The organism is Nonomuraea sp. NPDC004580 (genome assembly GCF_040609855.1).
GTDB lineage: Bacteria > Actinomycetota > Actinomycetes > Streptosporangiales > Streptosporangiaceae > Nonomuraea > Nonomuraea salmonea.
Genome location: NZ_JBEXLH010000041.1, coordinates 55,829 through 79,391, shown reverse-complemented (window position 1 = coordinate 79,391; position 23,563 = coordinate 55,829). Strand labels below are relative to the sequence as shown.

The following is a 23,563-nucleotide window of genomic DNA, read 5'->3' as shown; positions in this document are numbered from 1 at the left end:
CCCGGCGAGTTGCCTGCGGCCGACGCCGAGCGCGGACAGCAGCGTGGTCTCCTCGCCGCGCACGCCCGCGCTGAGCCGGCCGGCGAGGGCGAGGGCGGTCGCGGTCAGGACGAGCCCGATGGCGGCGACCGCGAGCACGGCGGCCGTGGTGACCCGCTGCTGGTCGTGGGCGGACAGCAGGGTCGCGGGCAGCTGGGAGGCGACGCGCTGGATGCGCACGCGGTCGCCGAGCGTCTGCCCCAGCCTGCGGTCGGCGGCGAGCACGGTCTGGATGACGGTGTCGAGGTCGCGGACGTCGGGGGCGGACAGGTCGGGGTGGGCGGTGATCTCCAGCCGGTCGAGGGTGGAGCCGCCGGCGAGCAGGTCGTGGAGGTCGGCCAGGAACGGCCCGTACGCGTGCACCGGCTGCGCCGAGCGGCCGTCGCGGTAGGCGAGGTCGTAGCCGGCGGCGGCGAGCGGGTCGCGCTCCCAGCCGGAGCCGGGCAGCGGGCGTACGACGCCGACCACGCGTACCTCGATCCCCTCGTCGGGGTCGTCGGCCAGCTCCCTGCCGAGGCTGACCCGGCTGCTCACGGTCAGGCCGAGCCGTCGCGCGGTGCTCTCCAGGACGACGGCCTCCACCGGCGTGGCGCCCGCGCGCGGCAGGCGTCCCGTCACCGGCTGGGCGCGGGAGCGCAGGTCCTCCACCGCCGACAGGTACGCCACCGCCTGCGTCCCTGTGCCGGGCAGCCATCGCATCACCGACGACGTGCGGGCGGCCGTCGTCGCCTGGAAGGGGGTGAGGGCCGAGGTCAGCGCGGCGCGGGTGTCGTCGGCGACGGATCTCGCGTGCTCGCCGCGTACGGTGACGGTGTAGGCGGTGACGTCGAGCTGGTCGGCGGTGGCGCGCGCGGCGGCGGTCTCACGGGCCTGCTCGGCGGTACGGGTGAGCAGCAGCGCGCACACGCCCAGCAGCGTCGTGCCGACCACGGCCACGGCCAGGAGCGCGGCCAGCATCGGCCACTGCGCACGGGCCCGCCGCGCGACCAGCCTCAGCACGTGCGGCCCTCACCGCTCACGAATCGCCCCGCCCACCGGAGGACGCCCGCCGATTCCCGTCAGGCGAGGAGCGCGCGTCGGAAGGCCCGTGAGGCTCGTCGAGGTGGCCGTCGTTGATGTGGATCACCCGGTCGGCGAGGGCGAGCATCGTCGGGTCGTGGGTGGAGACCAGGGCGGTCACGCCCTCCGACTCCACCACTCCGCGCAGCAACGCCATCACCGACAGGCCGGTCTCGGCGTCGAGCTGGCCGGTGGGCTCGTCGGCGATGAGCAGGCGAGGGGAGGCGGCCAGGGCGCGGGCGATCGCCACCCGCTGCTGCTGCCCGCCGGACAGCTCGCCGGGCAGTTGCTCTGCGTGGTCGGCCAGCCCGACCAGGTCGAGCAGCAGCGCGACCCGCCGCTCACGTTCCGCCGGGGAGACACGGGCGAGGCGCAGCGGGGCGCCCACGTTCTCGGCGGCCGACAGCACCGGGATCAGGCCGAAGGTCTGGAAGACGTACGAGACCTTCTCCCGCCGCAGCAGCGCCAGGCCGTCCTCGTCGAGGGCGGTGACGTCGGTGCCGTCGACGTGGACCGTACCGGCGTCGGGGCGGTCCAGCCCGCCGATGACGTTCAGGAGTGTGGTCTTGCCGGAGCCCGACCGCCCGACCAGGGCGGTCATGGTGCCGGGCGCGAGGTCGAACGTCACGTCCCGCAGCGCCTGCACGGCGGTCGCTCCGCTGCCGAAGCGGCGGTGCACGCCGCGCACGCTGACCAGCGGCGGCCCGCCGCTCATGCGGGCCCGCCGCCGTCGGGACGGATCGCCACGTGATCCGACTCGAGCACCAGCCGGACCCGCCGGGTCAGCGCCAGCGCCTCCCGGTAGTCGCGCGGCACCTGCACCCGGCCCGCCCTGTCCATCACCGCGTACTCCTCGGCGATCACCTGCTGAGCGCCGTCGTCGTCGGTGGCGGTACGCCGCAGGACCTCGCTGCTCGTCCGCCCGTCGCGGATGGCCACCGTCCGCTCGACCTGCCCGCTGACCGCGGGGTCGTGGGTGACGATGACGACGGTGACGCCCAGCCGCCGGTTGACCTCCCGCAGCAGCGCGAACACGGCCGCCGACGTGGCGCTGTCCAGCTCCCCCGTCGGCTCGTCGGCCAGCAGCACCTTGGGCTCGTTGGCGAGGGCGACCGCGATGGCGACCCGCATCTGCTGCCCGCCGGACATCTGCGCGGGCCGCCGGTCGGCGCAGTCGGCGACGCCGAGCAGGCCGAGCAGCTCGGCGGCGCGCTCGCGGCGCACGCGGGCGGGGGTGCGGGCGGCCGTCATCGGCAGGTCGACCATCTGGCGCGCGGTCAGGTACGGGATGAGGTTGGCGGCGGTCTGCTGGCGGACGAAGCCCACGGTGTGCCGCCGGTAGCGGACGCGGTCGGCGCGCGACATGTCCAGAAGGTTCCACCGGTCGACCCGTACGCGCCCGGCGGTGGGCGCGTCCACGCCGGCCAGGATGGACAGCAGCGTCGACTTCCCCGACCCGGACGCGCCGACGACGGCCACCATCTCCCCGGCGTCCACGACCAGGTCGAGCCCCTGCAGGGCCTGCACCTCGACCGAGCCGGTCTGGTAGATGCGCACGAGGCTCTCGCAGGCGATCAGCGCGTCGCGTCCGAACTCGGGTGCCTTCGCGGGCGGCTCAGGCAGGGACAGGGGCGTGACGGCCATCGCCCTCCTCAGTCCCGGCAGTGATCTCGGGGCAAGACTCTATCCTCCGCGCAAAGCGGGCCCAACCCCCCATTCCGCCACGTGATCGGGCGTATTCCCTGCGTATTCCAGGCTGCTGCCGATGGGTGCGACGATCACGCCGAATGAGCCTCGGCCGGGGAGCCGATCCCCGGCCGGCGAAGGAGAGACATATGCATCTGCTGAAGAAGGTCACCGTCGGCGTCGCCGCCGCAGTGGCGAGCCTCGCCCTGGCCGCACCGGCCCACGCGGAGAGCTTCAAGCGCGACGTCGGGGACGGGATCATCCGGTACGCCGACCCGACCAACGAGCTGTGCGTCCTCGCGGACAACGTCACCGGCACGGCCTGGGTGGAGGTGACGCTCACCCGTCCCGGCACGATCGGCCGGCCCATCGTCATCAGGGACGACGACGTCAAGCACCCGGGCGCCGTCTGCGGGCTGCTCACCGGCTTCGACGGCGTCACGTTCAAGGCCTCGTACGAGAGCTACTGGAGCGGGCGCGGCACCATCCTGCGCGGCTCGTTCGAGTTCCGCTCCTGACCCGGTCGCGAAAGGGTTCCCCATCGGCGGGCCACGAAGACCTGCGACAACGCCATGAGAGGCTCGGTCCGGGGCCGTGCCTGCTGCCCGGCAACACCATTGACGAGCGCGCTCATCGCCCGGACGCCGTCGATGAGCGCGCTCGTCGCCGTACGTCTGATCACCCGTCGCGGGTCCAGCGCTGGTTGGCGCCGCCGTTGCAGGACCAGATGGTCAGCTTGGTGCCGTTCGCCGTGGCGTGGCCGGGCACGTCCAGGCACTTGTTCGCGCCCACGGCGGTGATCGTGCCGTCGGCGTTCATGCGCCACTTCTGGTTGTTCTGGCCGTTGCAGCTCCAGGTGATGACCGCGGTGCCGTCGGCCGTGCCGCCGCCGTTGACGTCCAGGCACCGGTCGCCGTGCACCCGCAGCTCGCCCGCGCCGGTGGCGGTCCACTGCTGGTTCGCCTGGCCGTTGCAGTCCCAGATCTGCACCTGACCGTCGCCGGCGTCCAGGCAGCGGCCGGATTCGACGCCGCGCAGCGTGCCCGTGTCCGAGGGGGTGCCGTCCCCCGTGCCGACGCCTCGGCCGTTGAAGGTGATGGAGTCCAGGTCGAACGCGTTCGCGGACGGCGCCTTGAACACGACGTGCAGGTTGCGCGTGCCGCCCGGGTCGGTGACGGGCACCGCGGGCAGCGACACGTAGGTGTCCCAGCCCCCGGTCGCCGGCACGGTCCTGGTGGCGACGAGGGGTCCTGTCGGCGAGCCGGCGCGCAGCTCGATGGAGGCTCCGGTGGCGGACGGCGCCGAGACGCGGAAGGTCACCGTGTCGATGCCGGACAGGTTGACCGGGGTGAAGGAGATCCAGTCGCCGTTGGAGATGTCACCGATGCGCCTGCCGCCCTCGGCTCCGGACTGCTCGACGACGCGGACCCCGGACGAGCCGGTGAAGTGCTCGGCCTGCTTGTGCTTCGGTTGCAGGGTGATGCCGGCGGTGCCCTTCAGGCCGCCGGAGTCGGTGTGGTCGGCGGACAGGGCGTAGTAGACGTTTGCGGTCTCGTCGTGGCCGGAGGCCGTGGTCGTGACCGTCCCCGTGCAGCCGGTGTACTGGCCGGTGTCGTGGGCGTGCTGGTCGTGGCCGAGCGCGGTGGTCACGGTGACCTCGGCGCAGTCGGCGGCGCCGTCCTCGGCGTCGGTCGCGACGACGGTGTAGTCCACCTCGTCGCCGAAGTCGATGAACCCGCCGTCGGGCGGCGCCGAGAAGGCCACCTCGGGACGGGTGTTGCCGACGACGATCGGCACCGTGACGCTGCCGGTCCTGCCGCCCGTGTCGCGGACGGTGAGCCTGGCGGTGTAGGTGCCGTTGGCGGTGTAGGTGTGCGAGGGGTTGGCGGCGGCGGAGGTCGCGCCGTCGCCGAACTCCCAGGCGAAGGTGATGGCGTCGCCGTCGGGGTCGGACGAGCCGGCCGAGGAGAACGCGACGGTGAGCGGCGCGGTGCCCGAGTCGGGGCCGGCGCTCGCCTTGGCCAGGGGCGCGCGGTTTCCCGCCACGTAGTCGATGCGGTAGATGCTGTCGTCGGTGTTGGCGTGGCCGAAGCCGTTGCCCCAGTCGGCCATGTAGAGGGCGCCGTCGGGGCCGAACTTCATGTCGATCGGCGCGCGCGGCGCGATCTGCGCCACGAAGGGGCTGATCTTCAGGAGGTTCCCCGAGGAGTCGAGGCGGAGCTCCTTGACGAAGTTGCGGCTCCACTCGTAGAAGAACGGCGTTCCGTCGTAGTAGGCGGGGAACTTCCGCTCCGAGCCGGAGTCCGCGTCGTAGCGGTAGAAGGGGCCGCCCATCGGGGCTGCGCCGCCGCAGCAGTCGATCTCGGGGAACTCCTCCGAGGCGTGGTAGTCGTACCACACGGTCGCGGGCTTGGCGGCCGGGAGGTTCCTCAGGCCGGTGTTGTTGGGCGAGTCGTTGACCGGCGCCGAGCAGTTGAACGCCGGGCCCGAGGCGCCGGTGGCGAAGTTGTAGTCGCGGTACGGCAGGTTGGGGCCGACGCAGTACGGCCAGCCGTAGAAGCCGGGCTCCTTGATCAGGTTCCACTCGACGGTGCCCTCGGGGCCGCGGCCGGAGTTCGCGGCGCCCGCGTCGGGCCCGTAGTCGCCCACCGAGATCCAGCCCGTCTCCTTGTCGACCGAGAAGCGGAACGGGTTGCGGAAGCCCATCGCGTAGATCTCCGGCCGGGTCCTCGCGGTGCCGGGCGGGAACAGGTTGCCGGACGGGATCGTGTAGGTGCCGTCCGGCTCGGGGTGGATGCGCAGGATCTTGCCGCGCAGGTCGTCGGTGTTGGCCGAGGAGCGCTGGGCGTCGTAGTGCTCCCTGCCCTGCCGCTCGTCGATCGGGGCGTAGCCGCTGGAGCCGTTGGGGTTGGTGTCGTCGCCGGGGCCGATGTAGAGGTCGCCGTCCGGTCCGAAGGCGAGGTAGCCGCCGGTGTGGCCGGGCTCGTCGACGTTCCGGTACGCCGGAATCTCGATGATCTTCTTCTCGCTCGCCGGGTCGAGGGCGGTGCCGTCGAAGGTGAAGCGCGACACCCGGTTCACCTCGCCGCCGCTCGCGGGCGAGTAGTTGAGGTAGATCCAGCCGTTGTCGGCGAAGTCCGGGTCGAGCGCCAGCCCGATGCCGCCGTCCTCGCCGCCGTCGTAGACCGGCAGGGTGCCGATGACGCGCGTGCCGCCGCCGCTCGCGGGGATGAGGTTCACCTTGCCGGAGCGCGAGATGGAGAAGACGCTGCCGTCGGCGGCCACGTCCAGCTCCATGGGCTGGTCGGGCGCGCCGTCGAGGGTGACCTTCTGGTAGCGGGCCTCGACGGTGCCGCCGCAGTCGCCCGGCGCCGCGCCGGCCGCCCACTGCACGGCGCCCAGCAGGTGCCGCCGGAACAGCGGCTCGGTGTAGGAGGACGCCTGGTGGCCCATCGCGGTGGCGAACACCCGGCCGCCCTCCGGCCGGTGGCACCAGGAGATCGGGTGGTCGGCGCCCATCCTGCTCGGTCCCGCGTCGTAGGTGGTCTCGTCGGCGGTCACCAGCACGTGGACCGAGCCCCGCATGTTGGTGTCGAAGTTGTACCACTCCTCGGTGCGGGTCCACCGGTCGGGTAACCCCTGGGTGGCGGGGTGGACCTGGTCGGCCACCTTGGCGGTGCCCTGCACGATCGACGAGTGCGCGGTCATGTGGGCGCCGGCCATGACGACCTCGTCCCACCAGGGGAACTGCGCCTCGATGTTCATGTCGGTGGCGTTGTGGATCGCCACGACGCCGCGCCCGCCGCGTACGTACGACTGGAAGGCCTGGCGCTGGGCGTCGTCGTCCCACACCATGCCGTTGGTCTGGAACATGATCACCGCGTCGTAGGTGCTCATCGCCGCGCTGGTGAAGACGGCGGAGTTCTCGCTGTGGTCGAGCTCGAAGTCGTTGTCGGCCGCCAGCTGCTGGAACATCGCGACGCCGGCGGAGATGGAGTCGTGCCGGTAGGCGCCGCCCGCCGTCTCGGTGAACAGCAGCACCTTGAACGGGTCCGCGAGCGCGTGCGCGACGGGCGGTGACGACGACAGCAGCAGCAGTCCTGACAGGGCCCCGGCCAGGGCGGTGAGCAGGCGTGATCTTCGCATGGGAGAGCTCCTGAGGGGTGGATGGTTCACAGCGCGCGCAGGTACGCGAGGCCGTCCACCGCCAGGGCGTCCTGGCTGCGCGCGAGCGGCCGCCAGATGGAGGCCGCGGTGGCGATGCTCCGGTTGTGCGCGGTGAACGACTCGATGACGAGCGGGCCCTGATAGCCCACCTGGCGCAGGGCCTGCGTGAAGCCGGGCCAGTCGAACCGGTCGGCTCCCGGCGTGCCGCGGTCGGTGCCGCACACCTGGACGTGCGCGAGGCGGTCGGCCGCGGCCAGGACGGCCAGCGCGGGGTCCTTCTCCTCGATGTTCAGGTGGTAGACGTCGAGGGCCAGGTGGCAGTCCTCCGGCAACGTCTCGAGTGCCTGCTCGACGGTGTTGACGAGGCTGGTCTCGTACCGGTTGAGCGGCTCGACCGCGAGCTTCACGCCGCGCCCGGCGGCGTGGTCCAGGACGGGGCGCAGGTGCTCGCGCAGTTCGGCGCCGGCCTTCCCGCGCTCGTACGGCGACAGCCGCCACGTGCGGCCCACCGACGTGTACGCCGGCCCCGCCACCACCGGCGACCCGACGGTCACCGCCACGTCGACGCAGTGCCGCAGGTAGTCCTGGGTGTCGCGGACGGTCCGCGGGGAGGCGGCCACGAGCTCGCGTCCCGGCGGCATGACCAGCACCACGGAGGCGGCCAGCCCGTGCTCGGCCAGCACCGCGGCGGCCTTGTCCGGGTCCCAGTCGCCGGGCCGCTCGACGGGCAGCTCGATGACGTCGAAGCCCCACCGGGCGATGCGGGGGGCGAGCCTGGCCAGGTCGTCGTCGGTCAGCGGGGAGACCCAGACCCAGGTGTTCACTCCGATGGAGAACATGGCGTCCCTCTTCGTCGTCGTTCGCGGAAGGGAGCGGTCAGCTCCGCTTCCCGCCCCAGCCCTCCGGGAAGCCGGGCAGGTCCTCGCAGCCGCACAGGGCGTAGTGCAGGGGCGGCATGCCGGGCTTGAGGTAGGCGTGCAGGGTGTCTGCGGTGACCTTCGGCTGCGGCAGGTTCCACGTCTCGGGCACCTCCTGGCCCTTGAGGATCCTCAGCGCGGCGATGACGGGAGTGCGCCACTGGTAGGTGGGGTACGTGGGCGCGACGGCGGTGAGACCGGCGTCCTTCCACTTCTGCAGGAAGTCCTGCTGGTCCTCGCCGCTGATCGGCGGCACCGGCAGGCCGGCGTCCTCGAACGCCTCGATCGCGGCCACGGCGGTGGCGCCCGCGTCCATCCAGACGCCGTCGATGGTGCCGTGCCGCTGGATGTAGTCGCCGACGATGCTCTTGGTCTTGGCGGCGTCGCCGTCGGTGAACTCCACGCCCACCACCTGAACGCGGCTGTCGTCGAAGACCACCTTCGCCGCCGACCAGCGGGTCTCCAGCACGTCCACGCCGGGCAGGATGCGCAGCGCCAGCACCTTCCCGCCGGCCGGCACCTTCTCGGCGAGGAACTCGGCGGCGTCGGCGCCGAAGGCGTAGCCGCCGATGGGCTTGATGAACGTCACCGGGCAGCCGGTCCGCACGCCCCGGTCGAACACGATGACGGGCACCTTCGCGCAGGCGGCCGTCACGGCGGGGGTGAGCGTGGCGGTGGTGTTCGGCGAGACGATCAGCGCGTCGCAGCCCTTGCCCTGCAGCTCGGCGATGTCGGAGATCTGCTTGTCGTCCTTGCCCTCGGCGTCCAGCACGGTGAACGTCTCAATCTCCTCGTGCAGCTCGACCTCGGCCTGCATGGTCTTCCAGCCGACCTGGCGCCAGGGGTTGTCGACCGCCGCGTTGGAGAAGCACAGGTGGTAGGGCCCGTCCTTCTTGTACCGGGTCGTGTCGACCATCTTCGGGGCGATGGCCTGCTCCCACGGCTTGTCCGCGGGGCCCTCGGGCTCCTGGGAGCGCATGGCCAGCTGAGCGTCGAAGTCGGCCTGGACGAAGAACGCCGACTGCGCGCCGGTGCCGGAGCCCTGGGTGCTTGCGGCGGACGCCTCAGGGGTGGTGGTGGCGGCCGGTCGGTCGACGGTGCAGGCGGCGGTGCAGGCGACGGCGAGGGCGCCGGCCGCCATGAGCGCGGCGGCTGCGGCCTTAGGGCGCGGCATGTGCGTCTCCTCTTGACGGGAAGGGTTTCCTGGGGAGCCGGACGGCCCCTGCCGCGACCGCGGCGATGATGATGACGCCCTGCACGGTGGACTCCAGCGCGCCCGAGATCCCGTACAGGTTGAGCAGGGTGAACAGCGCCTCCAGCGTGCAGGCGCCGGCCATGGCGGCGACCACGGAGCCGCGCCCGCCGCCCAGCGCCACGCCGCCGAGCACGACCGCGGTGATGGCGGAGAACTCCAGCCCCTGCCCCACCTGCGCCGAGACCCCGGCGAACCCGCCGAGCAGGACGGCCGCGACAGCCGCCGACAGGCCGGAGAGCATGAACGCGTAGATCTTGACCCGGTCGACCCGGACGCCGGACAGCGCGGCGGCGCGCGCGTTGTCGCCGGTGGCGACCAGCGTCCTGCCGAAGCGGGCGCGCGTGAGCGCGATCGCCGCCGCGCCCGCGGCCAGCAGGATCAGCACCGACCACGGCACCGGCCCGAGAGCGCCGCGGCCGAACGCGCGGAAGCCCTCCGACAGCGCGCCACGCGGCGCGCCGCCGGTCCAGAGAAAGACCGCCCCGCTGAGGACGAGCAGCATGCCGAGCGTCACGATGAACGACGGCACCCGCAGCTTGGTGGTGAGCAGGCCGTTGACCAGGCCGACGAGCAGTCCGGCGGCGATCAGCAGAGCGAGGACCGGCCAGGTGGCGGGCTCCTCGCCGTCGATGAGCCGGGCGGCGATCACCACCTCGGCCGTCACCAGCGAGCCGACCGACAGGTCGAACTCGCCGGAGACGATGACGAAGTACTGCCCCGCGGCGAGGATCACCAGCGGCGCGGCCCGCTTGAGCAACGCCAGGAACCCGGCGGGCTCCAGGAGGAGGGGGTTGGCGACCGCGATCGCGACCAGCAGGGCCGCGAGGACGGTGAGGATGGGCAGCGCTCGTCTCATGTCGCCCGCCTGGTGCCGCGCCGGGCGTAGACGGCCACCGCGACGACGATGACCGCGCCGCGGACCACGTCCTTGGCGAAGGAGTCGACCTCGAGCTGGTTGAACAGGCTGTCCAGGACGGCCAGCAGCAGCACCCCGCCGACCGTTCCCGCGACGCCGCCCCTGCCGCCGGCCAGCGCGGTCCCGCCGAGCACGACCGCGGCGATGGACTCCAGGTCGTATCCGCCGTCGGGGCCCACCGTGGGCGCTCCCGCCCCGAGCCTGGCGGCCAGCAGCAGACCCGCGACGCCGGCGCAGAGCGAGCAGAGCACGTGGGTGATCACGATGACGCGGGACGTGCGGATCCCGGACAGCCGGGCGACGTCCTCGCTGCCGCCCACCGCGTAGATCCGGTGGCCCAGCCGGGTCCGTGCCAGCAGGACCCAGGCCGCCACCGCCACGCCCGCCCAGAGGATGGCCGAGACGGGGACGGGCCCGGCGCGCGCGTAGCCGAGGAGCTGGAACGACTCGGGCACCTCGCCGGCCGGGCCGTCGTACAGGTGGTCGACGACGCCCTTGATGATCAGGCCGACGCCGAGCGTGGCGATGAAGGCGTGCACCCGGAGCCGGGTGATGACCAGACCGTTGACCAGCCCCACCAGCGCGCTGACGGCCAGCACGGCGGCGCAGGCCGCGACGACGTTGCCGCCCTGGCCCGCCATGACCTCCGCCGCGACCAGGGACGTCAGGCTGATGAGGTACGCCACCGACAGGTCGAGCGAGCCGGCCAGGATCGCCAGCGTCTGCCCGATCGCCACGATGCCGAGGGCCGCGGAGCGCTGCTGGATGCCGACGACGCTTTCCAGGGTGAGGAACCGGCCGCCGTCGAGCGCGACGATGAGCCAGCCGGCCGCGAGCAGGGCGAACAGGGCGAGGAACACCACGCGCGCGGGATCGCGCAGGTGCCCGGCCAGACCGCCGCCGGTGCGGCCGGTGCGGGTGGTGCGGGCGAGCAGGTCCATTCAGGCCACCTCGCCCGCGGCCAGGCGCATGACGGCCTCCTCGGAGGCACCGGCCGGCAGCGTGCCCGCGACGCGGCCGTCGCGCAGCACGACGATGCGGTCGCTCATGCCGATGAGCTCGGGCAGCTCGGACGAGATCATCATGATGGCCGTGCCCTCGCCGGCCAGGTCGCGCATGAGGTCGTGGATGGCGGCCTTGGCCCCGACGTCCACGCCCCGGGTCGGTTCGTCGAACAGCAGCACCCGTGGCGTCATCGTCAGCCACCTGACGAGCACGACCTTCTGCTGGTTGCCGCCGGACAGGTAGCGGACCTCCCGGTGCGCGGGCGGCAGGCCCACCCGGTCGAGCAGGGCGCTCGGCACGCCGGTGTTCCCCGCGCCGGTCGCGCGGGCGGCGAGCAGGACGTTGTCGCGGACGGACTGGCGCAGCGCGAGCCCCTCGGCCTTGCGGTCCTCGGTCACGAGCCCGATGCCGTGGGCCATGGCCTCCCGGACCGAGCGCGGGCGGGCGGGGGTCATCTCGCCCGTGGTGAACGGCTCCGCGCCGAAGATCGCCTTGGCCAGCTCCGTCCTGCCGGACCCCTGCAGGCCCGCGACGCCGACGATCTCCCCTGCGCGCAGCTCCAGATCGATGTCGCGCAGCTTGTGGTTGCCCGCCCCGCGCAGGCTGAGGCGTACCTCGCCGGCGCCCGCCGAGCGGGGCGGGTAGTAGGCGCCGAGATCGCGGCCCACCATCAGGCGGATCAGCTCGTCGCGGGTCACCTCGCCGGCGGGGACCGTGGTCACGCGGGCGCCGTCCTTGAGCACGGTGACCCGGTCGGCGAGGTCGAGCACCTCGCGTAATCGGTGGGAGATGTACATGACGGCGACGCCGCGCTCGCGCAGCCGCCGGATCAGCCGGTAGAGCAGCGCGACCTCGTGCTCGGCGAGCGCCGCGCTGGGCTCGTCCATGACGAGGAGCCGGGCGTGCACCGACAGCGCCTTGACGATCTCGACGATCTGCTGCTGGGCGACCGGCAGGCGCTTGACGGTGTCGCGGGGGCCGATCTGGGTCTCCCCCAGCTCGTCGAGGAGCGCGGCGGTGGCCCGCTCCATGGCGGCGCGGTCGACCAGGCCGCGCCTGACGGGCTCGCGGCCGAGGAACACGTTCTCGGCGACCGTGCGTTCCCGCAGCAGGTTGAACTCCTGGTGGATGATCGCGATGCCGGCGCGCTGCGCCTCCAGCGGGTGGGCGAAGGAGACGGGCCGGCCGTCGACCTCGATCACGCCCCCGTCCGGCGCGTGCACCCCGCAGATGATCTTCATGAGGGTGGACTTGCCCGCGCCGTTCTCGCCGACGACGGCGTGCACCTCGCCGGCCTTCGCCTCCAGGTCCACCCCGGACAGCACCCGCACGCCCAGGAAGCTCTTGCCGATGCCGCGCAGCCTCAGCACCGGGCCGCCTGCCTCGTCGTGCGGGCGGTGGATCGTGTCCTCATGCTCCTCCTGACGGGGACGCCGGATGGTGGCCTGGACCGCCTCAGGTGCGGGTCCAGCGCTGGTTGGTGCCGCCGTGGCAGGACCAGATGTGCACCTTGCTGCCGTTGGCGGTGCCGTGACCGCTGACGTCCAGGCACTTGTTCGCGCCGACGGCGGTGATCGTGCCGTCGGCGTTCAGACGCCACTTCTGGTTGTTCTGGCCGTTGCAGCTCCAGGTGATGACCGCCGCACCGTCGGCCGTGCCGCCGCCGTTGACGTCCAGGCACCGGTTGCCGTGCACCCGCAGCTCGCCCGCGGCCGTCGGGGTCCACTGCTGGTTCGCCTGGCCGTTGCAGTCCCAGATCTGCATCTGCGTGGCGCCGGCGTCCAGGCAGCGGTTCGAGCCCACGCCGCGCAGCGCGGTCGCGCCGCCCGGGGCGCCGGTCAGTTCCTTGACGCGGATGTTGCGGAAGGACACGACGTCGCCGGGGCCGTGGTTCTGGATGCCGATGTGGCCCTGCTGGAGCGAGCGGGCCGGGTCGGTGTTGGTGAAGTCGTTGATCTTGGTGCCGTTGAGGAAGACCTGCAGCCGCTCGCCCTCGACCAGCAGCTCGTAGGTGTTCCACTGGCCCGGCGGGTTGAGCGCGGCGTCGCGGGCGGCGAGGTCGGCGGCCTGGAAGCCGTAGACGGCCCCGGTCGTCCTGTCGGCGGCGTCGGTCGCGTCGATCTGCACCTCGTAGCCGGTGTCGAGCGCCGTGGCCGGGTCGGTGGTCGCCGGGAATCCGATGATCACGCCGGAGTTGGAGTCGCCGGTCAGCTTCCAGTCGAGCTTGAGCGAGTAGGAGCCGAACTGCTTGGCGTCGTACCACAGCATGCCCATGCCGCCCTGGGAGGTCAGCGTGGCGTCGCCGCTGGTGAAGGAGCCGGGGCCGGCCTGCGACCAGCCCGCGGTGGAGCCGTTGTAGAGGGCCGTGTAGCCGGTCTCGGGGCGGCAGTCGGCGTTGACGGCTCCGGCCGCGTACCGGATGCCGCCGAGCAGCAGCGCGCGGAAGGCCGGGTCGGCGTACGACTCCTGGGTGTGCCCGAGGCCGGTGTAGAACGCGCGGCCGGACGACTGCGTGCGGCACCACGTGATCGGGTGGTCGCCCATGCTGCCGCCGCTGTAGCTGCTCTCGTCGAGGCTCTGCAGCACCCGGACGTTCTGCCGGGGGTTGGTGCGGTAGTTGTACCACTCGTCGGTGCGGGTCCAGGCCGGCCCGAGGTGCGCGGTCGCGGCGTGCGCCCGGTCCTCGTTGCGGACGGTGGCCTGCTGGATGGCCGGGTGGCTGCTGAACCAGGCGCCCATCAGCTGCCCGTAGTAGGGCCAGTTGTACTCGGTGTCCGCCGCCGCGTGCACCCCGACGTAGCCGCCTCCGCCGTTCACGTACGCCTCGAAGGCGGCCTGCTGGCTGCCGTTGAGCACGTCGCCGGTGGTGCTGAGGAAGACGACCGCCTGGTACTGGGCCAGGTTGCCGGTGGTGAAGGCGCCGGAGTCCTCGGTGGCGTCCACGTCGAAGTCGCCCGCGCCGCCGAGGTCGCGGATGGCCTGGATGCCGGCGGGGATGGCGTCGTGCCGGAAGCCGGCCGTCTTGGAGAAGACGAGCACCTTGAAGGCGGCGGCCTCGGCCGGGACGGCGTGCACGGCCATCGCCGCCGCCGCGGTGATCGCCACCGCCGCGGCCGACAGGCGTTTCAGCAAGGGGGTCGGTTGACGCAGCATGGGAGTTCCTTTCAGACGCGGGTCCAGCGCTGGTTGTTTCCTCCGCCGCAGGTCCAGATGCGCGCCTTGGTGCCGCCCGCGGTGGCGGCGACGTCCAGGCACTTGTTCGCTCCCACGGCGGTGATCGTGCCGTCGGCGTTCATGCGCCACTTCTGGTTGTTCTGGCCGTTGCAGTCCCAGATGATCACCGCGGTGCCGTCGGCCGTGCCGGCGCCGTTCACGTCCAGGCACTTGCCGCCGTAGACCCGCAGCTCGCCGCTGGAGGTAGCGGTCCACCGCTGGTTCGGCTGGCCGTTGCAGTCCCAGATCTGCACCGGCGCGCCGTTGGCCTGCGAGGCGCCGTCCACGTCGAGGCAGCGGTTCGACGCCGCGCCGCGCAACGCGCTCGTGGCGCCGGAATCGCCGGCGGACAGGGTGAAGGCGTCCACGTCGAACAGGTAGCCCTGCCCTGTCGGGCCGCGGAAGACGAGGGAGAGCGTCGTGGTCCCGGCCGGCGCGCCGCTGAGTGCGGCCGAGACGTCGGTGAAGGTGTCCCAGCCGCCGGTGCTCGTCACGGTCGCGGTGCCGAGCAGCGTGCCCGTCGCCGAGCCGGCCCGCACCTCGATCCTGCCGCCCGCGCCCGCCGAGGACACGCGGGCGGTGAACAGCGTCGCGCCCGCGAGCTGGTACGGCTGGAAGGAGATCCAGTCGCCGTCGTCGATGAAGCCGGCCGTCACTCCGCCTTCCGCGGTGGCGTGCTCGGCCGTCTGGATGCCCTGCTGGGCGCCGAAGTGCTCCGCCTGGCGGTGCCGCGGCTGCAAGGTGCGGGCACTGGTGGAGGTGAGGCCGCCACCGTCGGTGTACGACGCCTCGAAGACCCCGTAGATGTTGGCCGCGGCGTCGTGCTCGCCGTCCACGGGCACCGCGATGGAGCCCGTGCAGCCGGTCGTCGAGGTGATCTGGTGCCGGTGGCTGTCGTGGCCGAGGAGGTAGGCGACGGTGACCTCGTCGCAGTCGATCGTGCCGTCCTCGGGGTCGCTCACGGTGACCTGGAAGGGCACGGTGTCGCCGAAGGAGAACAGCCGCCCGTCGGCCGGGGTGGTGAGGGTGACGCTGGGCGCGGTGTTGCCGACGGTCACGATCACGCTCGCCGTGCCGGTCAGCCCCTGCGGGTCGCGGACCGTGAGCGTCACCGTGTAGGTGCCCTCCGTGGTGTAGGTCCTGGTCGGGTTCGCCGCGGTGGAGGTAGCGCCGTCGCCGAAGTCCCACGCGTACCTCAGCGCGCCGCCCTCCGGGTCGGAGCTGCCCGCCGAGGAGAAGGCCACCGTGAGCGGCGCCGGCCCTGACGTCTTGTCGGCGGACGCCTTGGCGATCGGGTTGCGGTCGGCGTCGCCGATGTACTCGATGCGGTAGAGGGCCTGGTTGTTGGCGCCGGTGCCGTAGTCGAGGACGTACAGGGCGCCGTCGGGGCCGAAGGCCATGTCCATGACCTGCGTTCCCGACCAGGGGAAGGCGGCGATCTCGCCGTACCCGCCGTCCTGCTCGACCTCGATCGCCTTGATCCAGCGGCGGCCGTACTCACCGGCGAAGAAGCGCCCGTCGAGCGACGAGGGGAACTTGACGGCCGAGTTCAGAGCGGGGTCGTAGCGGTAGACCGGCCCGCCCATGGGCGACTCCGCGCCGGAGCCGAACTCGGGCGGGCTGCCGGCGTCGCCCGCGTACCGGATCCAGGCGGGTTGCGCAGGGGGCAGCGTGGTCAGGCCGGTGTTGCGGAAGGAGTCGTTCGTCGGCCCGCCCGCGCAGTTGTACTTCGGGCCGGTGCTGTTGGTGGCGAAGTTCCACGCGTTGTAGGTCTCGGTGGTGGTGTTCGTGCCCGTGCAGTACGGCCATCCGTAGTTGCCGGGGCCGGTGACGCGGTTGAACTCCACCTGCCCGCTGGGCCCGCGGCCGGAGTTGGTGACGCCGGCGTCGGGCCCGTAGTCGCCGAGGTAGACGACGCCGGTCGCCTTGTCCACGCTCATCCTGAACGGGTTGCGGAAGCCCATCGCGTAGATCTCCGGCCGGGTCCTCGCGGTGCCCGGCGGGAACATGTTGCCGTCGGGGATGGTGTAGCTCCCGTCGGGCTGCGGGGTGATGCGCAGCAGCTTGCCGCGCAGGTCGTTGGTGTTGGCGGCGGAACGCTGGGCGTCGTACTGCGGGTTGCGGTTGGTGCGCTCGTCCAGCGGGGAGTAGCCGCCCGACTCGAACGGGTTGGTGTCGTCTCCGGTGGTGAGGTAGAGGTTGCCGGCGGCGTCGAAGTCGATGTCGCCGCCCACGTGGCAGCACTGGCCGCGGTCGTTCGGCACCCGCAGGACCACCTTCTCGCTGCTCAGGTCGAGGGTGTCGTCCGCCTTGAGGGTGAAGCGGGACAGGTGCAGCTCGCCCTTCCACTGGTCGAACTGGGACTGCGTGCCCGTGCTCGGCGCGTCGCCGCCGGGGGTGTTGAGCCGCGGCGAGTAGTAGAGCCAGATGTGCCGGTTGGAGGCGAAGCCGGGGTCGGCCGCGACGCCCTGCAGGCCCTCCTCGTCGTGGGTGTAGACGTTGAGCCGGCCGGCCACCTTCGTGGTGCCTGCGGCGTCGGTGAGGCGTACCGTGCCGTCGCGTGCCGTGTGCACCACCGACCGGTTAGGCAGCACGGCCAGGGACATCGCCTCGCCCAGCTCGGAGCCGCCCGAGGCGAGGGACACCTGCTGGTAGTCGGAGGCCGGGATGTCGGCGGCGGCCGGGGTGGCGCCGAGTGTGAGCGCTGCGGGGGTGATGAGCGCCAGCGTGGTCAGCAGCGTGAGCCACGGGTGTCGGGACATGGTGTTCTCTCCTGCGGCACGTCGGGGATGGTGTCAGGCTCGGGACCACTGCTGGTTGGTGCCGCCGTGGCAGGTCCAGATGTGCACCTTGCTGCCGTTGGCGGTGCCGTGACCGCTGACGTCCAGGCACTTGTTCGCGCCGACGGCGGTGATCGTGCCGTCGGCGTTCAGACGCCACTTCTGGTTGGTCTGGCCGTTGCAGTCCCAGATGATCACCGCGGTGCCGTCGGCCGTGCCGGCGCCGTTCACGTCCAGGCATTTCCCGCCATAGACCTGCAGCTCGCCGCTGGGAGTGGCGGTCCACCGCTGGTTCGGCTGGCCGTTGCAGTCCCAGATCTGCACCGGCGCGCCGTTGGCCTGCGAGGCGCTGTTGACGTCCAGGCAGCGGTTCGAGCCCGCGCCGCGCAGCGCGGTCGCGCCGCCCGAGCCGTCCGAGCCTTCCGGGCCGGCGGCGGCCATCACGGCCTGGGCTCCGGACGGCCAGGCGCCGTTGGTGACGGTGACGTTGGTGTTCACCACGTTGCCGCGGTCGCCGTTGGTGACGTTGGTGCTGCCGTTGGTCGACCAGTTGCCGGTGACGGTGAAGTTGCCCATGTTCTCGCCGTACCAGTAGTTGGCGGTGGCCCAGGTGCCGGTGTCGGCCAGGACGTTGTTCCTGACCGTGTAGTACCGGGAGCCCTCGTCGAAGTAGATGCCGAACCAGCCGTTCGTCCGCCGGCAGTGGTTGCCGCTGATCACCGCGCCCGGGTTCCACGACAGCGTGTAGATGCAGCCGCCGTCGGTCATCTGCCGCATGACGTCGTGCACGTAGTTGCCGACGAGCCGGTTGCCCGACGCGGTGGTGGGCGTGGTGTAGCGGGGCTGGAAGTCGTACAGGCCGCGCTGGGCGTAGTGGTCGCTGCCGCCCGGCTCGTTGGCGCCCCAGCCGTATCCGATGGACATGCCGGTGTAGGGCAGGTTGTAGACCTCGTTGTGGGAGACGTCGGTGCCGGTGACGTACGTGGTCAGGACCGAGACGATGCCCCGGTGGTCGAGGCCGAGGTCGTGGATGCGGTTGTGGCTGACGGTGATGTTCCTGTTGACCATCCGCTGGTCGCTCGGGTGGTGGGCGTCGGCGCGGACACCACCGGCCACGATGCCGCCTGCCGCGCTGTGGGCGATCTCCGAGCGGGTGACCGTGATGTCGGAGGCGCCCAGGCCGACCCCGCTGGCGTGGGCGTTGGCGTCGTTGCCGATGCCGATGGCCGTCTGTCCCAGGTTGACGAAGCGCGAGCCGGTGAAGGTGATGGTGTTCGCGGCGGAGACCTGGACGGCGGCGGGCGACTGGAACCAATGCGGCCGGGTCGCCTCGAACTCGCGGCAGCCCTGGTGGCAGGCGCTGAAGGCGGGCCGGTTCCAGTCGCCGGCGATGTAGGCGCCGGTCTGCTGGTCCACGTAGCCCTGGTCCCTGCCCGGTCCGAGCCAGCTCGTGCCGGTGAAGGTGATTCCGCTGAACGTGATGTGGTGCGCGGGCGCGCCGTAGGTGCCGCCGACGTGCACCAGCGACTGCAGCACCGGCAGCTCCACGCTCACCTCGGCCATGTCCTGCCCGGGGAGCGGGATGTAGGACAGGGCGCCGGTCGCGGGGTTCAGGTGCCACTCCCCCGGCGTGTCGAGGAACTCGTAGGCGTTGACCAGGTAGAGCGGTCCCGCCCGGTGCGGGCTGGTGAAGGTGTCGTAGCCGAAGTTGTTGTTGCCCCAGGCGGGCTGCCGCATCGTGATGAGGTTGCCGCTGATGCTCTGCACCGGCGCGTACCGGTCGGTGAAGGAGCCGACGCTCTCCATCTCGACCCTGCCCGGGTCGGCGAGGTTGTTCAGGTAGCCGAGCGCGCTGCTGGTGAACCTCATCCCGGCGCTGCTCGCGGTGAAGTCGGAGCGGTTGACGGCGGTGCGGGCCCGGGTGGCGAGCGCGCCGTCCACGTACAGCTGCCGGGTGTCGCTCCCGGCGGCGACGGCGGCGCGCCAGATGTTCCTGCCGGGGTCCGCCAGTGTCCAGCCGGTGACCGGGCGGGCTCCGCTGATGACCGGGACGGCGCCCTCGGCGGCCTGCCACCTGACGGTGTGGCCGTTGGCGCCGGAGTCGGCGGCGGTCAGCCGGAGCGGCGCGGACAGCCGGTACACGCCGCCGGCCAGCTCCACGACGATGTCGCCTGACATGCCGGCGGCCCGCTCCCTGACCGCCTCCTGGGCCGCGGCCAGCGAGCACGGCTGGGCGGAGGTGCAGGCGGTGCCGGTGCCGGCGGGGGCGGCGTACAGGGTCGTGGTGTCGGCGAGTGCCGCAGGGGCGGGGGCGATGAGGGCGAACGCCGCGATGAGGAGGCCGATCAGGGGGAGCCTCGGCGAGGGTAAGGGCACGGTTCGTTCCTTCGGGGGGTAGGGGCGCCCACTCATTACCTGCGGATCTCGGTGACCCGTCAAGAAACTAAGCGGGCCTATTCACGCCGGCCGTTCAGCTCTGGTGTGTTCACCTGCGAGGACTTCGCCGACCCTTCGATGAACGTTTCATATGTGTCGTACTTATCCGGCATCGGTCATACTCAGGCAGGAGCGGCGAGGAAGGAGCACGGTGACCGACACCCCCCGCGAGAGCGGATACCGGCCGGGCTACGAGGTGGCGGCCGAGCAGGTGCTGGAGCTGATCGTCCGGCTCGGCCTGCGCCCGGGCGACCGCATGCCGACCGAGCACGAGCTGGCCGGCCGGCTGGGCACCAGCCGGACCGTGGTGCGCGAGGCGGTGAAGATCCTCTCCGCGCTCGGCCGCGTACGCGCCCAGAAGGGCCGCGGCCTGTACGTGGCCGACGACGAGGGCATGCTCGGCACCGGCCGCTGGGGCTCCTTCTTCCTGCCGACCGACCTCGACCACGTCTACAGCCTGTTCGAGTTCCGCCGGGCGCAGGAGATGGAGACCAGCCGGCTGGCCGCCCGCCGGGCCACCCCCGCCGAGCTGCGGGCCGTCGAAGAGGCGGCCGGCCGGTGCCGCGAGGGCTTCGAGACGGGGCGCGAGGAGCTGTTCAATGAGGGCGACGACGCCTTCCACGCCGCCGTCGCCGCCGCGTCGCACAACATGTTCCTGCAGGTCGCCGTGCGCGAGGCGCGCCGGCTGCAGGCGCAGTCGAGCCTGATCGGCCTGCGCGGCTCGGTGGGCGGGCACGCCGCGAAGGCCGTCGAGGAGCACGACGCGATCTGCCAGGCCATCCGCGCCGGCGATCCCGAGGCGGCCGCGCAGGCCGCGGCCGCCCACATCGACAACACGCTCGACGACTACCGCAGGGAGATCCAGCAGCGCCTGTTCTCCTCCCGCTGAGCTCGCCCGGCCGGGGGTCACAGCGGGGTGATGGTCCACTGGTTGTTGGTGCTGCCGTTCGGAGCCCACATCCCCACGGCGGAGCCGACGGTGGCGTTGCCCATGCCGTCGAGAGCGGTCCCCGTGCTCCGGTTGATGATCTGGTGACGGCCGCCGGACACCGCGTTGAGGCGCCACTGCTGGGCGGCGCCGCCGTTCCAGGGCGCCTGCCGCGGATTCGCGCCGTTGGCGGCGTCGCCACGGCTGTCGATGACCATGCCGTTGGTGCGGTTGACGATGCGGTACCAGCCGCCGCCCAGGTCGATGAGCCGCCACTGCAGATTGGTGCTGCCGTCGTAGGACCACTGCTTGACCACCGAGCCGGAGGGGACGTTGCCGCCGCTGTCCAGGACGAGGCCGGTGGTGGCGTTGGCGATGCGGACATAGGTCACGGGCGCGGCGGTCACCGTGACGCGACAGGTGCGGCCCGCCTGGCCGGTCAGGGTGATGACGTCCGGCTCCGGCTTCGTGACGGTGACGGTGCCGCCGGTCGTGGTGTCGGTCACCTGGAGGGTGCCGGCGAACGAGCGGCTGCGGACGTTCACCGTCGCGTCGCGGTCGAAGCCGACGAGGACCTCGGTGGCCGCGCCGGACCGCCAGGTCACGCCCACGGTGTGGCCGCCGCGGCCCCGCAGGCCCCGCACCTCACCGTTCTGCCAGGCCGGCGGCAGGGCGGGCAGCACGTGCAGCTCGCCGGCGTGGCTCTGCAGCAGCATCTCGGCGATGCCGGACGTGGCGCCGAAGTTGCCGTCGATCTGGAACGGGGGATGCAGGTCGAACATGTTCGGCGCGAGCCGGTCCGTACGGACGAGGAGGCCGAGCAGTTGGTGGGCCCGGCCGCCCTCCTCCAGGCGCGCCCAGTAGTTGATCTTCCAGGCGAGTGACCAGCCGGTGCCGTCGTCGCCGCGCAGCTCCAGGGTCCGCCGGGCGGCGGAGTGCAGCGACGGGGTGCCGCGCTTGGTGATCTGGTTGCTGGGGTGCAGGCCGTACAGGTGGGAGACGTGCCGGTGGGCTCTCTCGGGCTCGATCCAGTCGTACAGCCATTCCTGGATGTTGCCGCGTGAGCCGATCTTCATCGGCGGCAGCTGGTCGCGGGCGGCGAGGACGCGCGTCCTGAAGCCGGCGTCGGTGCCGAGCTCCTGCGCGGCCTTGGCGCAGCCGTCGAACAGGTCGCGCAGGATCTGGTTGTCCATCGTGGGGCCCGCACAGACGCTGGCGTCGGCGTGGTGGGCGAGCTCCGGGGAGTTCGACGGGTTCGTGACGAGGTGGCCGAGGTTCGGCTCGCGGACGAGGGTGTCGAGGAAGAACTGCGCGGCGCCCTTCACGGCCGGATAGTGCCGCTCAAGGAACTCCTTGTCGCCGGTGAAGGTGTAGTGGTCCCAGATGAGGGTGGCCAGCCAGGCGCCGCCGGTCTGCCACATGCCCCAGAACGCGCCGTCCACGACCGATGTCCCGCGCCAGGCGTCGGTGTTGTGGTGGGTCACCCAGCCGCCGGCGCCGTACTGGACCTGGGCCGTGCGGGCGCCGGTGACCGTGAGGTCGTCGATCATCTCGAAGACCGGTTCGTAGCATTCGGCGAGGTTCGTGGTGTCGGCCGGCCAGTAGTTCATCGGCAGGTTGGCGTTGATGGTGTATTTGGAGTCCCACGCCGGGGTCAGCGAGTCGTTCCAGATGCCCTGCAGGTTGGCCGGTTGGGTGCCCGGCCTGGAGGAGGAGATCAGCAGGTAGCGGCCGTACTGGAAGAGCAGTGTGGCGAACTGCGGGTCGTCGGTGCTCGCGTACTGCGCGATCCGCACGTCGGTCGGCTGGTCGGCGGCGGAGGTGCGGCCGAGGTCGAGGGTGGTGCGCCCGAACAGCCGCTGGTAGTCGGCGACGTGCCGGCCGCGCAGCTCGTCGTACGTCCGCCCGGCCGCGGCGTCGAGATGGCGCCGGGCGATGCCCTGGTGGTCGCCGCCGACGTCGCGGAAGCTCACGTAGCCGGAGCCGATGGAGATCAGCAGGGTCACGCTGTCGGCGCCGCGGACCTGCAGCGTGCCACCCGAGCTGGTGACGCTGCCGCCCTCGGCGACGGCCCTGGCCAGGGCGCGGAACTTGACCGAGCCCGGCACGCCCTCCATGTCGCCGGAGACGCCGTCGAGCGCCACGGTGGCGCCGTCCGTGCTGGTGCGCGTCGCCCGCTGGGGACTGTCGAACGTCGCGGAGAACGTGATCGAGCCCGGCCTGTCGGCGGTCAGGCGGAGGGCGATCACCTGGTCGGGGGCGCTGGCGAACGCCTCGCGCGTGTACCGTACGCCGCTCCGCACGTAAGAGACGGCGGTGGTGGCCGTGGTGAGGTCGAGGTGGCGCTGGTACTCCGAGACGCCGCCGCTGCCGCCGAAGGCGAGGCGCAGGTCGCCCACGGTCTGGTACGCGAGCTGGCCGGCCGGGGAGCCGAGCATGGTCTGGTCGATCAGGGCCTGGGCCTGGCCCCACTGGTTCTGGAAGACCAGTTGCCTGATCTGCCCCAGCGCAGCGGCCCCTCGGGGGTTGCTCTGGTCGTAGGGGCCACCGGCCCAGACGGTGTCCTCGTTGAGCTGCAGCCGCTCGGTGTCGGTGTTGCCGAACACCATGGCGCCCAGACGGCCGTTGCCGATCGGCAGGGCGCGCAGCCAGTCGGTGCCGGCGCTCTCGTCGTACCAGAGGGCCAGGTCGTTCGCGGCGCGCACCTCCGGAGGTGGCGCCGAGGCGGCTCGGGCGGTGGCCGTCCAGGACAGCGGCAGCATCGCGGCTCCGGCACCGGCCGCGCCGAATCTCAAGACTTGCCTTCGCGATAGGTCGGACATCTCGCTTCTCGTTCCCTTGCGGGTCGCGGGCGTGCGGGAGCGTGGACCGGCCATCCGGGCGCTGCCTGCGGGCACGCTCGCGCCGGCGTCCGGCGCGGGAGCGCTGCCGCCCTGGTACGGCTCAGGTCCGGTCGTCTGGGACGGTGAAGTAGTGGTGATCGGTGGTTCTGGAGGAACGTAAAGGCCCCTGACACGGCTCGTCAACCGTCGGCAGGGAGAAACTTAATCCGGCGGCACCGCCCTCATGGCGTGCTGCGCCCGCTCACCGGCAGGGCCGACTGAGCGATTTCACGCGGCAACTTAACATCGGATCTCTGTCACGTTACCGCTTGCCAAGCGG

14 protein-coding genes and 1 pseudogene are annotated in these 23,563 nt (G+C 72.1%); 2 read left to right on the top strand and 13 right to left on the bottom strand.

Annotated elements, in window-relative coordinates; translation table 11 throughout:
• From ABZW11_RS32130 to ABZW11_RS32120, 3 genes and pseudogenes are all read right to left on the bottom strand, one after another.
• A pseudogene (locus ABZW11_RS32130) lies at positions 1-1,038 on the bottom strand (permease); the annotation flags it as partial.
• Positions 1,039-1,054: 16 nt separating this feature from the next.
• The gene (locus ABZW11_RS32125; protein WP_355425257.1) at positions 1,055-1,813 is read right to left on the bottom strand and encodes an ABC transporter ATP-binding protein; all 759 of its coding nucleotides are present in this window, start codon (positions 1,811-1,813) and stop codon (positions 1,055-1,057) included.
• The gene (locus ABZW11_RS32120; RefSeq protein ID WP_355425254.1) at positions 1,810-2,742 is read right to left on the bottom strand and encodes an ABC transporter ATP-binding protein; all 933 of its coding nucleotides are present in this window, start codon (positions 2,740-2,742) and stop codon (positions 1,810-1,812) included. Before ABZW11_RS32120 ends, ABZW11_RS32125 begins: the two co-directional genes overlap by 4 nt.
• Before the next feature lie 191 nt (positions 2,743-2,933).
• On the opposite strand from ABZW11_RS32120, the gene ABZW11_RS32115 reads away from it, so the two are divergent.
• Positions 2,934-3,302: a hypothetical protein gene (locus ABZW11_RS32115; protein WP_355425252.1), complete on the top strand. Its 369-nt coding sequence runs from the start codon at positions 2,934-2,936 to the stop codon at positions 3,300-3,302.
• A gap of 160 nt (positions 3,303-3,462) precedes the next feature.
• Here ABZW11_RS32115 and ABZW11_RS32110 read toward each other — a convergent pair whose 3' ends face one another.
• The 9 genes from ABZW11_RS32110 to ABZW11_RS32070 all read right to left on the bottom strand — a co-directional run bounded on the left by ABZW11_RS32110 (position 3,463) and on the right by ABZW11_RS32070 (position 19,413).
• Positions 3,463-6,930 carry a ThuA domain-containing protein gene (locus ABZW11_RS32110; RefSeq protein ID WP_355425250.1) on the bottom strand — a complete coding sequence of 1,156 codons (3,468 nt, stop codon included), beginning with the start codon at positions 6,928-6,930 and terminating at the stop codon, positions 3,463-3,465.
• A gap of 26 nt (positions 6,931-6,956) precedes the next feature.
• A complete protein-coding gene (locus tag ABZW11_RS32105; protein WP_355425247.1) occupies positions 6,957-7,790 on the bottom strand; it encodes a sugar phosphate isomerase/epimerase family protein in 834 nt (277 codons plus the stop codon).
• 37 nt (positions 7,791-7,827) lie between these two features.
• Positions 7,828-9,042, bottom strand: a complete 1,215-nt coding sequence (locus ABZW11_RS32100) for a substrate-binding domain-containing protein (RefSeq protein WP_355425244.1) — start codon at positions 9,040-9,042, stop codon at positions 7,828-7,830.
• Positions 9,029-9,979: an ABC transporter permease gene (locus tag ABZW11_RS32095; RefSeq protein ID WP_355425241.1), complete on the bottom strand. Its 951-nt coding sequence runs from the start codon at positions 9,977-9,979 to the stop codon at positions 9,029-9,031. Before ABZW11_RS32095 ends, ABZW11_RS32100 begins: the two co-directional genes overlap by 14 nt.
• Positions 9,976-10,980: an ABC transporter permease gene (locus ABZW11_RS32090; protein ID WP_355425238.1), complete on the bottom strand. Its 1,005-nt coding sequence runs from the start codon at positions 10,978-10,980 to the stop codon at positions 9,976-9,978. Before ABZW11_RS32090 ends, ABZW11_RS32095 begins: the two co-directional genes overlap by 4 nt.
• On the bottom strand, positions 10,981-12,414 hold the full coding sequence (locus ABZW11_RS32085; RefSeq protein ID WP_355425235.1) for a sugar ABC transporter ATP-binding protein: 1,434 nt from the start codon (positions 12,412-12,414) through the stop codon (positions 10,981-10,983).
• An 85-nt stretch (positions 12,415-12,499) separates the two neighbouring features.
• Positions 12,500-14,197: a ThuA domain-containing protein gene (locus ABZW11_RS32080; protein ID WP_355425232.1), complete on the bottom strand. Its 1,698-nt coding sequence runs from the start codon at positions 14,195-14,197 to the stop codon at positions 12,500-12,502.
• 11 nt (positions 14,198-14,208) lie between these two features.
• On the bottom strand, positions 14,209-17,019 hold the full coding sequence (locus ABZW11_RS32075) for a lectin (protein WP_355425230.1): 2,811 nt from the start codon (positions 17,017-17,019) through the stop codon (positions 14,209-14,211).
• A gap of 33 nt (positions 17,020-17,052) precedes the next feature.
• Complete coding sequence (locus ABZW11_RS32070) at positions 17,053-19,413, bottom strand: ricin-type beta-trefoil lectin domain protein (protein WP_355425228.1); 2,361 nt, start codon at positions 19,411-19,413, stop codon at positions 17,053-17,055.
• A gap of 211 nt (positions 19,414-19,624) precedes the next feature.
• Here ABZW11_RS32070 and ABZW11_RS32065 point away from each other — a divergent pair, with 211 nt between their 5' ends.
• Positions 19,625-20,362 carry an FCD domain-containing protein gene (locus ABZW11_RS32065; RefSeq protein WP_355425225.1) on the top strand — a complete coding sequence of 246 codons (738 nt, stop codon included), beginning with the start codon at positions 19,625-19,627 and terminating at the stop codon, positions 20,360-20,362.
• A 17-nt stretch (positions 20,363-20,379) separates the two neighbouring features.
• Here the strand turns inward: ABZW11_RS32065 and ABZW11_RS32060 are convergent, their stop codons facing one another.
• On the bottom strand, positions 20,380-23,196 hold the full coding sequence (locus ABZW11_RS32060) for a glycoside hydrolase N-terminal domain-containing protein (protein WP_355425222.1): 2,817 nt from the start codon (positions 23,194-23,196) through the stop codon (positions 20,380-20,382).
• Positions 23,197-23,563: the final 367 nt, after the last annotated feature.